At 64.4% G+C, this 13,412-nt stretch carries 15 protein-coding genes; 2 read left to right on the forward strand and 13 right to left on the reverse strand.

All coding sequences use genetic code 11. The annotated features are described in order from the left end of the window. Positions 1-89 precede the first annotated feature (89 nt). On the forward strand, positions 90-1,157 hold the full coding sequence (locus tag ACRWQA_RS11785; RefSeq protein ID WP_434232198.1) for a serine hydrolase domain-containing protein: 1,068 nt from the start codon (positions 90-92) through the stop codon (positions 1,155-1,157). 320 nt (positions 1,158-1,477) lie between these two features. Next, positions 1,478-2,401: a YihY/virulence factor BrkB family protein gene (locus ACRWQA_RS11790; RefSeq protein WP_434232196.1), complete on the forward strand. Its 924-nt coding sequence runs from the start codon at positions 1,478-1,480 to the stop codon at positions 2,399-2,401. 2 nt (positions 2,402-2,403) lie between these two features. Here ACRWQA_RS11790 and ACRWQA_RS11795 read toward each other — a convergent pair whose 3' ends face one another. The 13 genes from ACRWQA_RS11795 to urtB form a co-directional block, all read right to left on the reverse strand. Beyond that, positions 2,404-2,622, reverse strand: coding sequence for a LapA family protein (locus ACRWQA_RS11795; protein ID WP_263583695.1), 219 nt, complete (start codon positions 2,620-2,622; stop codon positions 2,404-2,406). Between the two features lie 119 nt (positions 2,623-2,741). Beyond that, positions 2,742-3,341 carry a HupE/UreJ family protein gene (locus tag ACRWQA_RS11800; protein WP_434232193.1) on the reverse strand — a complete coding sequence of 200 codons (600 nt, stop codon included), beginning with the start codon at positions 3,339-3,341 and terminating at the stop codon, positions 2,742-2,744. 41 nt (positions 3,342-3,382) lie between these two features. Continuing rightward, positions 3,383-4,021, reverse strand: a complete 639-nt coding sequence (gene ureG, locus ACRWQA_RS11805) for an urease accessory protein UreG (RefSeq protein ID WP_434232190.1) — start codon at positions 4,019-4,021, stop codon at positions 3,383-3,385. Between the two features lie 23 nt (positions 4,022-4,044). Continuing rightward, positions 4,045-4,737, reverse strand: a complete 693-nt coding sequence (locus tag ACRWQA_RS11810) for an urease accessory protein UreF (protein WP_434232213.1) — start codon at positions 4,735-4,737, stop codon at positions 4,045-4,047. Beyond that, positions 4,727-5,284 (reverse strand): urease accessory protein UreE, encoded by a 558-nt coding sequence (ureE, locus tag ACRWQA_RS11815; protein ID WP_434232188.1) that lies wholly within the window; start codon positions 5,282-5,284, stop codon positions 4,727-4,729. Before ureE ends, ACRWQA_RS11810 begins: the two co-directional genes overlap by 11 nt. 249 nt (positions 5,285-5,533) lie before the next feature. Further along, on the reverse strand, positions 5,534-7,243 hold the full coding sequence (gene ureC, locus ACRWQA_RS11820; protein WP_434232185.1) for an urease subunit alpha: 1,710 nt from the start codon (positions 7,241-7,243) through the stop codon (positions 5,534-5,536). Beyond that, positions 7,240-7,560, reverse strand: a complete 321-nt coding sequence (locus ACRWQA_RS11825) for an urease subunit beta (protein ID WP_434232183.1) — start codon at positions 7,558-7,560, stop codon at positions 7,240-7,242. The genes ureC and ACRWQA_RS11825 overlap by 4 nt, the downstream gene beginning before the upstream one ends. Before the next feature lie 10 nt (positions 7,561-7,570). Then, positions 7,571-7,873 carry an urease subunit gamma gene (ureA, locus tag ACRWQA_RS11830; RefSeq protein ID WP_263583689.1) on the reverse strand — a complete coding sequence of 101 codons (303 nt, stop codon included), beginning with the start codon at positions 7,871-7,873 and terminating at the stop codon, positions 7,571-7,573. Positions 7,874-7,890: 17 nt separating this feature from the next. Continuing rightward, positions 7,891-8,784: an urease accessory protein UreD gene (locus ACRWQA_RS11835; RefSeq protein ID WP_263583688.1), complete on the reverse strand. Its 894-nt coding sequence runs from the start codon at positions 8,782-8,784 to the stop codon at positions 7,891-7,893. Between the two features lie 262 nt (positions 8,785-9,046). Continuing rightward, a complete protein-coding gene (urtE, locus tag ACRWQA_RS11840) occupies positions 9,047-9,745 on the reverse strand; it encodes an urea ABC transporter ATP-binding subunit UrtE (protein ID WP_263583687.1) in 699 nt (232 codons plus the stop codon). Then, a complete protein-coding gene (gene urtD / locus ACRWQA_RS11845) occupies positions 9,745-10,584 on the reverse strand; it encodes an urea ABC transporter ATP-binding protein UrtD (RefSeq protein ID WP_263583686.1) in 840 nt (279 codons plus the stop codon). Before urtD ends, urtE begins: the two co-directional genes overlap by 1 nt. Further along, a complete protein-coding gene (gene urtC, locus ACRWQA_RS11850) occupies positions 10,581-11,723 on the reverse strand; it encodes an urea ABC transporter permease subunit UrtC (RefSeq protein ID WP_434227178.1) in 1,143 nt (380 codons plus the stop codon). The genes urtD and urtC overlap by 4 nt, the downstream gene beginning before the upstream one ends. A gap of 3 nt (positions 11,724-11,726) precedes the next feature. After that, positions 11,727-13,343 (reverse strand): urea ABC transporter permease subunit UrtB, encoded by a 1,617-nt coding sequence (gene urtB / locus ACRWQA_RS11855; protein ID WP_434227427.1) that lies wholly within the window; start codon positions 13,341-13,343, stop codon positions 11,727-11,729. Positions 13,344-13,412 lie beyond the last annotated feature (69 nt).

Here is a 13,412-nt window from a genome sequence, read left to right on the forward strand (position 1 = left end):
CGTTGGGTTTGGATAAGCCTGTCGCATTCGGAACCTCCAGCAACTCGTGGTTCTCGAAGAGAAGAACGAAATTGCGAGAGAGGACAGGCATGTCGACTATCCTAGCTGCCATGGCGCGGGTCCTTCACCATCGCTGGCTCCCGGCCATGCTACCGTTACTGCTGTGCCTGTTCCTGCTGAGTTCGCCCTCGCAACGGGCCCAGGCGCAGCAAGGCGCACAAGCTGGCGTAAGCGAGCAGGCTCTGGCGCAACTAGCCAGCGAGGCGGAGGACATCTCCCGACTGCACGCCATCGTCGTCGCCGAACGGGGCGAGATCGTTCTGGAGCATCGGCTGGATGGTCCCGCCACCGACCAACCAGTCAACATCAAGTCATTGTCCAAGACCGTACTGGCAGCCCTGGTCGGCGCAGCCATCGAGGCAAACCTGATCGAGGGCGTCGACCAGCCGATCGTAGCACTGCTCGGGCCACGGGTTCCTGAGCAGGCCGATCCGCGTATCGACGAGATCACGGTGGAACATCTGCTGACGCTGCAGGCGGGACTCGAACGCACCTCCGGCAACAACTATGGCGCCTGGGTGGCCAGCGACGACTGGGTGGCCAATGCGCTGAGCCGCCCATTCGTCGCCCGACCCGGTGGCGAGATGCTCTATTCCACCGGCAGTTCCCATCTGCTCTCGGCCGCCCTCACCGAGGCAAGCGGCGAAAGCACACTGGCACTGGCCCGACGCCTGCTCGGCGAGCCACTCGATATCGTCATCCCGCCCTGGCCACAGGACCCGCAGGGTATCTACTTCGGCGGCAACGACATGGCACTCTCGCCCAGGGCACTGATCCAGATCGGCGAACTCTATCGCCATGACGGCGTGGTCAATGGCGTTAGAATACTGCCCGAAGGGTGGGTCGAGGCGTCCTGGCAGGCACACGGTACCTCACGCTGGACGGGCGACGGCTACGGATACGGCTGGTTCGTCACCACGCTGGCGAACGAGCGTGTCTACTACGGGCGGGGTTTCGGCGGGCAGGGGCTGTATGTGATTCCATCGCGCAGCCTGACCATCGCCATCACGGCCGATCCGACGCCAAGCTCGGACGGCAACCGTTTCAATCAGGAGCAGCTTCACAGCCTGGTGGAAGGGTTACTCGCAGGAGCATGACGGCCTGTCGATGGATCACGACCGGCGAGATGATGCCGGCCATGACCTCGGGATCGTCACCCGGTCCTAGCGCAGCCCCAGCATGGACAGGATAAACAGCACCACCACGATCAAGCCGATGATATAAATGATATTGCGCATACAGCTCTCCTTGCTGCCCAGTTCAGGATGGTCGACACGGTGGCTACCAAGCCTCCGTCAGCCCCAGTGTAGCGGACCTGTGCGAAGCATCCAGCGAAGCGACAGGCTTGTAGCCGCCGGCCAGCACGAATACCTTGATCAGCAGGAACCCCCAACCGGCACCAGGAGCAATGCTCACCATGCCTCGAGACCGCAGGTCGCAGCGCGTCATGTTCGTCCTGATTCCACGGACCGGCGCCTTCCTGTGGCGAGTTCTGGCTGCCTTCCTACGCAATCGCGGCATCCTGCTGGCCGGTGGGGTCGGCTACAACATCCTGCTCTCCATCGTTCCGCTTTTTGCCTTGCTTGCCGTACTGCTGACGCGAATCGTGGATGAGAACGTGTTGCTCGACGTGCTCAGCGTACAGTTGATTCACCTGGCTCCCGCCCATGCCGATGGCCTGATGGAGGCAGTACGCGCCCTGCTGGAATCGCGCGACGTGATCGGATTGTTCGGCATTCTGATGCTGCTGATCTTCAGCTCCTTCGTTTTTCGCATGCTGGAAGATGCCTTGGCGATCATCTTTCATACGCCGGAAGCCCATCCCAAGCGCAGGATCTGGGTCTCGGTGCTGCTTCCCTATCTATTCATGCTGGTGCTGGGTGCCGGCCTGGCTGCTCTCACCCTGATGGTGACCCTGGCCGAAGCCATCGGTACCCTGTGGCAGGTGGCGCTTGGGCGCAACATGCCCCTCGCAGGCCTCTCCGGCCCGCTGATGAACCTGTTCAGCTTCATTGGCGTCTTCCTGCTCTTCAGCGCCATTTACAAAGTGCTTCCGGTCGTCAAGATCGCACTGAAGAGAGCGTTGATAGGTGGCTTCGTCGCGGCACTTCTGTGGGAGGGGGTTCGCTTCCTGCTAATGTTCTATTTCCTCAACGTCTCGCTGGTCAACGTGGTCTACGGCTCGCTCGCCACCCTGATCGTGGTACTGCTCACGCTCGAAGTGGGGGCCATGATCGTGCTGCTCGGCGCCCAGGTGATCGCCGAACTCGAGCACAATGCCCGTCGTGGCCTGCCGTGGTACGTCGATCCACGACGCGCAGCGGTAACGCATGTGGATTGACCTCAAGAGCGCGAACGGCGAGTGCGTAGGCGAGCCAGCAAGTGGAATAGAGCCTTGCCACTGACCATACCCAGTACGTAGATCGCCAACAGCAGCAGCGCCAGCGGCATCCGCGCGCCCCAAGCCAGGAAGCGTACCTCGACCAGGACAATATTCTGCACGAAGAGAATCGCGACCAGCAGTGTGATGAGGATCTTTATCGCCAGCAGTAGCGTATCCATGCGCCCTCCTTTCCCGAATCGGCTCCCTTCAAGCTGGGCGGCGGCGCGTTTCCTGTCAATTATTGCTCATACGACACACCCGGCCGGAGCCGGGCGTGCCGCTGGCCTGCTCGCGCTACTCAACCAAAGGCGAACAGCGCACCGGCGGCGGCGATCGCCACGCCCAGAGCCCTCAGGATGCAGTTCTCACGCGCCATGAGGAATGCACCCGCCGCACGGCCCGCGTAGCTGATGGCAAGGGTCGCCAGGGTGAAGCCGGCCAGATAAGCCAGCATGGAGGCGCCATGCGGCATCTCGCTGCCGTGGGCATGGCCGTGGAACAGCATGAACAGCACCACCACGCCGGCACCGATGGCGGCGGGTACCTTAACCAAGGCGGCAATCATCACACCGGCCAGCAGCACCGTCATGGCGATGCCGAACTCCACGCCCGGAAGCGCAAAGCCGGCCCATGCCAGCCCCGCCCCCAACAGCATGCCGCCTGCGGCAAGCAGCGGTGCGGCAAGGCTGAAGGCGCGGCTTTGGCGCAGGCTCCACAGCCCCACCGCCAGCATGGCCAGCAGGTGGTCGAAGCCCAGTAGCGGATGAGACAGGCCAGCGACGACGCCGCCGTGGGGGTGTTCATGCCCAGGGTGGGCCATGGCCAGGCCGGCAACGAGCAGCAAGGCCGGCGCAGCAACCAGGGCCAAACGCGAGGTAGTAACGTAGCGATGGATCATGGGACGATCTCCTTTCCGATGACTAGCGAAGGCACGAGTGGTCAGGCGTTGGCCGGCCGGGCCTGGAGCCGACGCTCCGGCAGCATGCCGCGGTCGAGAATGAACTGAATGATCGCCTCCAGGCCGACGCCGTCGTAGAGGTTGGTGAAGACGAACGGACGCTCGCCGCGCATCTTCTTCGAGTCACGCTCCATCACCTCCAGCGAGGCGTGTACCTGCTCGGCAATATCGATCTTGTTGATGATCAGCAGGTCCGACTTGGTGATGCCCGGCCCGCCCTTGCGCGGGATCTTGTCGCCTGCGGAGACGTCGATCACGTAGAGGGTGAGATCGGAGAGTTCTGGGCTGAAGGTGGCCGAAAGGTTGTCGCCGCCCGACTCCACCAGCACCAGCTCGAGGTTCGGATGACGTGCCTGGAGTTCGTCGATGGCGGCCAGGTTCATCGAGGCGTCCTCGCGAATCGCCGTGTGCGGGCAGCCTCCGGTTTCCACGCCGAGGATACGGTCGGCCGGCAGCGCCTCGTGACGCAACAGGAAGTCGGCGTCCTCGCGGGTATAGATATCGTTGGTGACCACGGCAATGTCGTAGTGGTCGCGCAGCGCCAGGCAGAGTTGCTTGAGCAGGGCCGTCTTGCCGGAGCCCACCGGGCCGCCGACGCCGATACGTAGGCAATGTGTCATGTCGTTCTCCTGGTTATTGAGCACTAACTGCGAAATAGCCGTGAATACTGGGTTTCGTGCAGGGCACTGGCCAAGGCCAGGCCGGGCAGTGCCGGGCCGAGTTGGTCGTCACCAAGCTCGAGCGCTTCATCCACCGCGGCCACCAGCACCGGGCGCAACCGTTCAACCAGACGCTGGGCGGCGGTATGCCCCAGCGGCAGCGCCTTGCAGGCCACCGCCAGTTGGTTCTCGAGCCAGGCCCAGGCGAAGCCGAGCATGGCCTGGCGCGGCGCCACCCCACGCACCTGGGCGGCCCAGGCGTATACGGTGACGTAGCCGGCCCCCGGCGGCATGGGTACGTCTACCGGCATTAATGACAGGCTGCCGAGCAAACGGGTCAGAGACGCCCCCAGGCGTGAGTCCTCCGCCGCCAGCTCTGCAGTTTCGCGGTTGGCGGCAAGCCACTGGTCCCATTGGACTATCGCCTCGCCATCTTCTGCTGCCCAGGCTTGCTGCAGGCGCGCCAGGGCCGGCAATTCACAGCGCGTCGGGCCGTCGTCGAGCACGCCGATCAGCCACTTGCCGAGGCTTTCCTCGTCGCTGACCCAACCCAGTTCGAAGGCGCTTTCCAGGCCTTGGGAGAAGGCGAAGGCGCCGATGGGCAACGCCGGGCTGACCAGTTGCAGCAGCCCGAGCAGCGCCAAGTCGCCACCCTGCCCGACCGGCTCAATGGGCATGACTGTGGCCATGTCCATGGAGGTGGCTGTGTTCATGCTCATGCGAATGCTCGGTGTCATGGTGATGAGCATGGGCATGAGCATGGGCATGAGCATGGGCATGGCCGGGCTGGTTGTACGCGCCGGGCTCGGGGTCGAAGGGAGCCTCGTGCCGCTCAAGGATCGCCCCCAGCAGCTCGGCCAGCTCTTCCAGCACGTGGTCCGGCGGGAAGCGTACGTAACCTCCCCGCTCATCCTCCCCGAGCGCCAGCTGCACGTGGCGGTTGCCCAGGTGATAGGCGAGCCGCGCCAGCGGCAAGCCGGCGGCTACGCGCGCCGTGACCACCGGCTCGACGGCCGCCCGGATCCGCACGATCTCGCCGCTCTCGGCGCGCAGGCCCTCGCCGTCGCGCAGCACCGGGCCGCGGTCGAGGAACAGGCCCAACTCACGGCCGGCGTCGCTCATTGCCTTCAGCCTGCCGCGAATACGCAGCTCATAGGGCAGCGTCAGGGTATCGGTGGCCTGGCTTGCCTCGATGGGCCCCAGGCGTTCGATCAGTTTCAGCATTGCTATTGCCTCGTTGAATTCAGGCCATGAACCGTGCCGGCGACAGGCCGGACCCCGCTGGGCCACCTCGCGCGACCGCTGGCAGCCCGGTCGAGACGACGCGGTCGATCTTCAGGGAAGAAGATCGAGGAAAGCCGGCACAGGGATGTGCCGTCTTTCCGACCGCGGGAGTCCGGCCGGGATGCCAGGGTTTCGGGCGCGTGGCGTGGCGAGCGCGGGGTTCCGGCCATGACGCTTTCCTCAAATGCATCAAAACAGGTGGTAACGCTGCGCCAATGGCAGCTCGGTGGCCGGCTCGCAGGTCAGCAGCTCGCCATCGCAGCGCACCTCGTAGGTCTGCGGATCGACGCTGAGCTCGGGGCAGGCGTCGTTGAGCTTCATATCGCCCTTCCTTACGCCCCTGACATCTCGGCAAGCCGCCAATTGGCTCTGCAGGCCCAGGGTTTCCTTGATGCCGGCGTCCAGCGCCGCCTGGCTGACGAAGGTCAGTCGCGTCTGGCTCGCCGCCCGGCCGAAAGCGCCGAACATGTAGCGGTAGTGCACCGGCTGCGGCGTGGGGATCGAGGCATTGGGGTCGCCCATGGGTGCAGCCGCGATCATCCCCGCCTTGAGGATCAGCGCCGGCTTGACACCAAAGAAGGCCGGTTTCCACAGCACCAGGTCGGCGAGCTTGCCCACCTCGATGGAGCCTACTTCATGGGCGATGCCATGGGTGATCGCCGGGTTGATGGTGTACTTGGCGATGTAGCGCCGTGCGCGGAAGTTGTCGACGCCGAGTGCTTCGTCCTCGGGCAGCAGGCCGCGCTGCACCTTCATCTTGTGGGCGGTCTGCCAGGTGCGGCACACCACCTCGCCGACCCGCCCCATGGCCTGGGAGTCCGAGGCGATCATCGAGATCACGCCCAGGTCCTGCAGGATGTCCTCGGCGGCGATGGTCTCGCGGCGAATGCGTGAGTCGGCGAAGGCCACGTCCTCAGGAATGTTGGGATCGAGATGGTGGCACACCATCAGCATGTCGAGGTGCTCGTCGATGGTGTTGACCGTGTAGGGCCGCGTGGGGTTGGTCGACGATGGCAGCACGTAGGGCTTGGAACAGGCGGTGAGGATGTCCGGCGCGTGGCCGCCCCCGGCGCCCTCGGTGTGGTAGGTGTGGATGCCGCGCTCCTTGAAGGCAGTCAGCGTATCCTCGACGAAGCCCGACTCATTGAGGGTGTCGGTATGGATGGCGATCTGCACATCGTAGCGCTCGGCCACGCTCAGGCAGTTGTCGATGGAAGCCGGTGTGGTGCCCCAGTCCTCGTGCAGCTTGAGACCCATGGCGCCGGCCTCGAGCTGGGCTTCCAACGCCTCGGGCAGGCTGGCGTTGCCCTTGCCGAGAAAGCCGATGTTCATCGGCAGCTCGTCCACCGCCTGAAGCATCTTGCCGATGTGCCAGGCGCCCGGCGTGCAGGTGGTGGCGTTGGTGCCGGTGGCCGGCCCCGTGCCACCGCCGAGCATGGTGGTGATGCCGCTCATCAGCGCCTCCTTCACCTGCTGGGGGCAGATGAAGTGAATGTGCGCGTCGATGCCGCCCGCGGTAAGAATCTTGCCCTCGCCGGCGATCACTTCGGTACCTGGGCCGATAACGATATCCACGTCGGGCTGTGTATCCGGGTTGCCGGCCTTGCCAATGGCTGCAATGCGACCGGCCTGGATACCCACGTCGGCCTTGACGATGCCCCACCAGTCGAGGATCAAGGCATTGGTGATCACGGTGTCCATCACCGAGTCGTCGAGGCGCTGGCTCTGGCCCATGCCGTCGCGAATCACCTTGCCGCCGCCGAACTTGACCTCATCGCCGTAGTGGGTGGCATCGCTCTCCACTTCGATCCACAGTTCGGTGTCTCCCAGACGCACCCGGTCGCCCACCGTGGGGCCGTACATATCGGCATAGGCCTGCCGGCTGATGCTGGTACTCATGCCTCACCTCCATCCAGCGATCCCATCACGTCGCCGCGAAAACCGTAGATATGGCGCGTGCCGGCGAAGGGGATCAGCGCGACTTGCCGCGCCTGGCCCGGCTCGAAGCGAATTGCCGTACCCGCCGCCACGTCCAGGCGGTAGCCACGTGCCTTATCGCGGTCGAAAACCAGTGCCGGGTTGGTCTCGGCAAAGTGATAGTGGGAGCCGACCTGGATCGGCCGGTCGCCGGTATTGGCGACCTCGACGGAGATCCGCTCGCGACCGGCGCAGAGTTCGATCTCGCCGTCCTGCAATTGGTACTCACCGGGGATCATAGGGCTCTCCTCACACAATCGGTGTATGCACCGTCACGAGTTTCGTGCCGTCAGGAAACGTGGCCTCTACCTGCACCTCGTGCACCATTTCGGCCACGCCCTCCATCACCTCGTCGCGGCCGAGAATCTCGCGACCGTAGCTCATCAACTCGGCCACGCTGCGGCCATCACGAGCCCCCTCCATGATCTCGAAGCTGATAAGCGCCACCGCTTCCGGGTAGTTGAGCTTGAGGCCGCGGGCCCGACGTCGCTCGGCGAGTTGCGCGGCCGAGAACAGCAGCAGCTTGTCCTTGTCTCTTGGTGTCAATTCCATGCAAGTCTCCTGGTCAGTCAGGTAAACCAGATACGGGGAGGATGGGCAGGCACACCGGAAAGCAAAGGCCTGAGGCAAGTCCAGGCCTGCTGACACAGCTCCCAGGCCTCATTGCGCTCATGCCCCAGGTAGCGCAACAGCATCACGCCATGGCGAACGGTCACGGCCCAGCGCGGGCTCGCCGCCATGGCGTCGCGAAGTACTTCGATGGCGCCAGCCTCGTCGGCCAGCCCCACGGCCCACAGCGTGGCCTGCACGCTGGCTCCGCCCTGCCCCCAGCGCCCCATGAAGCGCGGGTGGCCGGGATCGAGCGGCTGGCGCTCGAGCCACAGCGGCTTACCGTCGCGGAGCAACTGGAAGCGCTGCTCGATGCGGCCCGAAGCGTAAGGCAAACGGCTTGCCGGGCGGCCCAGGGCCAGTACTTCCCAGCCCAGGCAACGGGCAGCGCCAGCGAGATCGATGTGCGTCGTCTGCTCGCCACGCGAACCGTCGAAGGCGATGGTTTCCTGGGGCAGCCATTCGAGAACGCCGCCGTCCTCGACCCGGAGCCTGGTGTGCTGTGCCCAGGCCACGCCATGACTGTCGGCACGGTAGAGCTTGTTGGCAGCGGGCGTGGTCAACAGCGCATGAGCGCCGGCTTCGACCCTTGCCGAGATAGCCAACGCATCGCCACTGACCAGGCCACCCGGGGGGTGCAGCATATAGACGTGACAGGCTCGGTCGCGCCCCTCGGGATAAAAGGGACGCTGCACTCGCAGCGGGCCGACATGGCGAGCCATCACCATGCGAGTCACGTCCTGCTGCAGGGCAAAGCCAAGCTGGAGCGAAGCTTCCCAGCGACGGCCGGCATCGAAGCGGTGACCGGAAGCGCAGGGAGGCTGTAGCGTCGTGGCGTCGAAGCGAGCCGTCATCGGCAGCGGCCTTCTGTCTAGGGTTTTGCCTCCTCTCGAGGCGTTGCCCTATTCTTGGCAACCGCTGTACCAGAATGGTGGATGACCGAAAAAAACAAGCATATTCATGCGCTTATTTTGTATACACAAGCGCTCTTGGCCCGAGTGGACGCACCATCATGGCGCAAGGGAACCAACAGCATGCACTGCCACGGCGCACCGGTCCTTTCCCTGGTTAGCACAATGGTGCAAAGGCTTGGTCGCAGGACACCTCAGCGAATGATTACACCGTCAAGTGCTCCTTGATCAGCGCATCGGTCAGCTCGCCGATCTCGCCCTTGGCTACCGGTCGGCCGCGATCCATGATCGCGAAACGGTCGGCGTACTTGCGGGCGAAGGGGAGCTTCTGTTCGACCAGCAGCACCGTCAGGCCGTCCTCGCCGATCAGCTTGCGGATCACCTCGCCGATGAGCGTCACGATATTGGGCTGGATACCCTCTCCCGGCTCGTCGAGAATCAGCAAGCGCGGCTCGAGTACCAGCGCCCGGCCAATCGCCAATTGTTGCTGCTGTCCACCGGAGAGATCACCGCCGCGGCGCTGCTTCATCTCCTCGAGTACGGGAAAGAGTTCATAGATGCGCGCCGGAATGGTGCGTCGACCGTCACCGCGCGCCGCCAGCCCGGTCCGCAGGTTCTCCTCCACCGTAAGAAGCGGAAAGATCTGGCGCCCTTGGGGCACGTAGCCGATACCCAGGCGCGAGCGATCCTCGACCCGCTGGCGGGTCAATTCCACGTCGTCAGCGTAGCGAATGCTGCCAGAAGTCACTGCGACCTCACCCATGATGGCCTTCATCAAGGTGGTCTTGCCCACCCCGTTGCGCCCCATCACGCAGGTGCACTGCCCCGCCGACACGCTGAGATCGAGGTCCCACAGGGTGTGGCTCTCGCCGTAATATTGATTGAGCTTGTCGATCGAGAGCATCAGACCGTCTCCTCTTCGGCTTCGGCGCCCAGATAGACCTCTACCACGCGTGGATCGCTCGAGACCTGGTCCATGCTGCCTTCTGCCAACACGCTGCCCTGATGCAGCACCGTCACCTTGCGCGCGATGGAGCGCACGAAGCCCATGTCGTGTTCCACCACCACCACAGACTGCTTGCCGGCCAGACCGGTGAGCAGTTCGGCGGTGCGCTCCATCTCCTGCTCGGTCATGCCGGCCACCGGCTCGTCCACCAGCAGCAGCCGCGGCCGCTGCATCAGCAGCATGCCGATTTCCAGCCACTGCTTCTGTCCGTGGGAAAGTATGCCTGCCGGGCGCTGGCGCAGCTCGCTCAGCCCGATGTTGGTCAGCACCTCGCCGATACGGTCACGAATTTCACCGCTCATGCGGGCCGTCAGCGTGGGCAGTATGCGCTTGTCGGCGGCCATGGCCAGCTCCAGGTTCTCGAATACCGAAAGCGCCTCGAACACCGTGGGCTTCTGGAACTTGCGCCCGATGCCCAGGCTGGCGATCTCCGGCTCGTTCATGGTCAGCAAATCATGACGACTGCCGAACCATACCTTGCCGCTGTCGGGTCGGGTCTTGCCGGTGATGATGTCCATCATGGTGGTCTTGCCAGCGCCGTTGGGCCCGATGATGCAGCGCAGCTCACCATCGTCGATCGTCAGGTTCAGGTCGTTGATCGCCTTGAAGCCATCGAAGCTGACCGTGACGTCCTCGAGATAAAGAATCGGCCCATGGCGTACGTCGACGGGCGATTCGGCCGGCACCAGGAAATCGAAGACACGGTCACGATTGGCCAATGAACCCAGGATGTTCATGCCGCCACCTCCTTGCCGGAAAGCGAGCTTTCACCGTCATGGCGGCGATGAAGCCGCAACGCCAGCAGCCCCGCCACACCCTTGGGCAGGAACACCGTGACCAGCACGAATAGCCCACCCAGGGCGAACAGCCAGGCGTCGGGCATTACACCGGTGAACACCGTCTTGGCGTAATTGACCAGTATCGCCCCGATCACCGCACCGTAGAGGGTTGCCCGACCGCCCAGCGCCACCCACAGCACGATCTCGATCGAGAACAGTGGTGAGAACTCGCTGGGATTGATGATGCCTACCTGAGGCACGTAGAGCGCCCCGGCCAGCCCCGCCAGCATGGCCGAGACCACGAACACGAACAGCTGGAAGCGTTCGACCCGGTAGCCGAGGAAGCGCGTGCGCGCCTCGGCGTCGCGGGTCGCCACGCAGACCCGCCCCAGTTTGCTCGTCACGATCGCCCGACACAGCAGGTAGCCCAGCGCCAGGGCCACGCCGGTGGCCAGGAACAGCCCAAGCCGGGTATCACCGCTACGCAGGTTGAAGCCGAGGATCTCGCGAAAATCGGTCAAGCCGTTGTTGCCGCCAAAACCCATCTCGTTGCGAAAGAAGGCCAGCATCAGAGCGAAGGTGAGCGCCTGGGTGATGATCGAAAGGTACACCCCGGTGACCCGCGAGCGGAACGCCAGGAAACCGAATACCAGCGCCAGTGCTCCCGGTGCCAGCAGCACCATGAGGAAGGCGAACCCGGCCATGTCGAAGCCCAGCCAGTACCAGGGCAGGCTGTCCCAGTTGAGGAACACCATGAAGTCGGGCAGCACCGGGTGGCCGTAGACGCCGCGGTCGCCGATCTGACGCATCAGGTACATGCCCATGGCGTAGCCGCCCAGGGCGAAGAAGGCGCCATGGCCGAGGCTGAGGATACCGAGATAGCCCCACACCAGATCCACCGCCACCGCCAGCAGGGCGTAGCTCAGGTACTTGCCGAACAAGTTAACGGTATAAGCACTGACATGGAGCGGATGCCCAGCCGGTACCGCCACATGCAGCAGCGTCACCGCCGCCATGGCGGCCAACAGCACGCCGAGGAAGATCAGCGTCGAGCGCTCGCCGAACGGCCGCAGCAGCCAGAATCGAGAAGAATCCATGGATCAGCCCTCCGCCGCCCGGCCCTTCTGCGGAAAGAGTCCACGGGGGCGCTTTTGTATGAACAGAATGATGAATACCAGCACGATGATCTTGGCCATCACCGCACCGGCCCACGGCTCCAGCACCTGGTTGATCACACCCAGCGAAAGCCCCGCCACCAGGGTGCCCCACAGGTTCCCCACCCCGCCGAACACCACCACCATGAAGGAATCGATGATGTAGTTCTGGCCCAGGTTGGGGCCCACGTTGGTGAGCTGGGACAGTGCCACCCCGGCGAGCCCCGCCACCCCGGAACCCAAGGCAAAGGTCATGATGTCGACCCGGGTGGCGCGGATGCCCATGGAGCGCGCCATGGCACGGTTCTGGGTCACCGCCCGCACCTCGAGACCGAGCCGAGTTCGGCGCATGATCAGCATCAGCACGGCAAACACCACCAGGGCAAAGCCGAGCACGTACATGCGGTTGAGCGTGAGAGAGAGTGCATCGTTGACGGCGAGCGAACCGCTCATCCATTCCGGCGTAACCACGGTGCGGTTGAGCGGCGAGATCGCGGTGCGCACCAGTTGCTGCAGGATCAGGCTGACACCGAAGGTAGCCAGCAGTGTCTCCAGCGGACGTCCTTTGAGGAACTGAATGACGCCGCGCTCGATGGCGATGCCGGCCAATGCCGCGACGAGGAAACCGGCGGGAATCGCCAGAATCAGCGCCAGCCCCGGCTGGCCAGGCAACAGTTGTTGCATGGCCCAGGCGGTGTAGGCGCCGAGCATGATCAGCTCGCCGTGGGCCATGTTGATCACGCCCATCACGCCGAAAGTGATGGCCAGGCCGATGGCGGCCAGCACCAGCACCGACCCTAGCGACAGGCCGAAGTAGAGCGTCTCCACGGCACGGTTGACCTTGAGCATCTGCTCGATACTGTTCAACGCCTCGCGGGCGGCATCGGCCACCATCGGATCATCACCGTTCATGGCGCGATTGAGAGCCACTCGCACACGGGGATGCAGGCTGCCGCGCAGGTCGCCTATCGCCTCGATCTCGCCCTGTTCGAGCCGATGAATGGCCAGGGCCTGCACCAGGCGCTCGCGCACTTGTACATCCGGCTCTTCCTCGATTACCTCGGCCAGCGGCCCCGCCAGGTCGTCATCGACTTCACCCAGCAGCCGCTCGGCGGAAGCCCGCCGCAGCCCGACGTCGGCGGCATAGAGATCGACCACGGCAATGGCGCTGCGCAGCTGGTTGCGCAGGGCATTGTTGATACCCACTCGCTCGAGCTCCCGGCGCGACATCTTTCCCAGCGCCTCGCCGGTCAGGGCATCCTGTACCGGCCATTCGCGACCTGTGTTCTCGAGCACCACCACGAAGCGGCCTTCGTCGGTACGCTGCAGGCGCCCGTCGAGCAGTGCTTGAAGCCAAGCGCGGGCGCGGGAGTCGTCGCTACGCACGATGGCCTCGATGGCCTCACCCTTGGCGGAAAAGGAGGATACTTCCAATGCCTCGAGCAACTCGATCGTATCGTCATCGCCGGCAGCAGGCTCACCCTGCGCCGCAGCGGGAGTGGCCAGCGTCAGGCCAAGTGCGAGCGCGAGGGCAACAGCGAGGACAAGCAACCACGAGCCCATCGTCACGGACACGCGATCACCGCGGGAGGCAGCGCTGCCGGCCCTCGCCCCGGCCGCCGCTGGCCCGGG

Source organism: Billgrantia sp. C5P2 (assembly GCF_051062895.2).

Bases quoted from the DNA above. Each gene is read 5' to 3' on its own strand.
- ACRWQA_RS11795 (WP_263583695.1), bottom strand. From the start codon at position 2,622: ATGGATACGCTACTGCTGGCGATAAAGATCCTCATCACACTGCTGGTC.
- urtC (WP_434227178.1), bottom strand. From the start codon at position 11,723: ATGGATTCTTCTCGATTCTGGCTGCTGCGGCCGTTCGGCGAGCGCTCG.
- ureG (WP_434232190.1), bottom strand. From the start codon at position 4,021: ATGACACATTGCCTACGTATCGGCGTCGGCGGCCCGGTGGGCTCCGGC.
- urtD (WP_263583686.1), bottom strand. From the start codon at position 10,584: ATGAACATCCTGGGTTCATTGGCCAATCGTGACCGTGTCTTCGATTTC.
- ACRWQA_RS11825 (WP_434232183.1), bottom strand. From the start codon at position 7,560: ATGATCCCCGGTGAGTACCAATTGCAGGACGGCGAGATCGAACTCTGC.
- ureC (WP_434232185.1), bottom strand. From the start codon at position 7,243: ATGAGTACCAGCATCAGCCGGCAGGCCTATGCCGATATGTACGGCCCC.
- ureA (WP_263583689.1), bottom strand. From the start codon at position 7,873: ATGGAATTGACACCAAGAGACAAGGACAAGCTGCTGCTGTTCTCGGCC.
- urtE (WP_263583687.1), bottom strand. From the start codon at position 9,745: ATGCTCTCGATCGACAAGCTCAATCAATATTACGGCGAGAGCCACACC.
- ACRWQA_RS11835 (WP_263583688.1), bottom strand. From the start codon at position 8,784: ATGACGGCTCGCTTCGACGCCACGACGCTACAGCCTCCCTGCGCTTCC.
- ACRWQA_RS11810 (WP_434232213.1), bottom strand. From the start codon at position 4,737: ATGCCCATTGAGCCGGTCGGGCAGGGTGGCGACTTGGCGCTGCTCGGG.
- ureE (WP_434232188.1), bottom strand. From the start codon at position 5,284: ATGCTGAAACTGATCGAACGCCTGGGGCCCATCGAGGCAAGCCAGGCC.
- ACRWQA_RS11790 (WP_434232196.1), top strand. From the start codon at position 1,478: ATGCCTCGAGACCGCAGGTCGCAGCGCGTCATGTTCGTCCTGATTCCA.
- ACRWQA_RS11785 (WP_434232198.1), top strand. From the start codon at position 90: ATGTCGACTATCCTAGCTGCCATGGCGCGGGTCCTTCACCATCGCTGG.
- urtB (WP_434227427.1), bottom strand. From the start codon at position 13,343: ATGGGCTCGTGGTTGCTTGTCCTCGCTGTTGCCCTCGCGCTCGCACTT.
- ACRWQA_RS11800 (WP_434232193.1), bottom strand. From the start codon at position 3,341: ATGATCCATCGCTACGTTACTACCTCGCGTTTGGCCCTGGTTGCTGCG.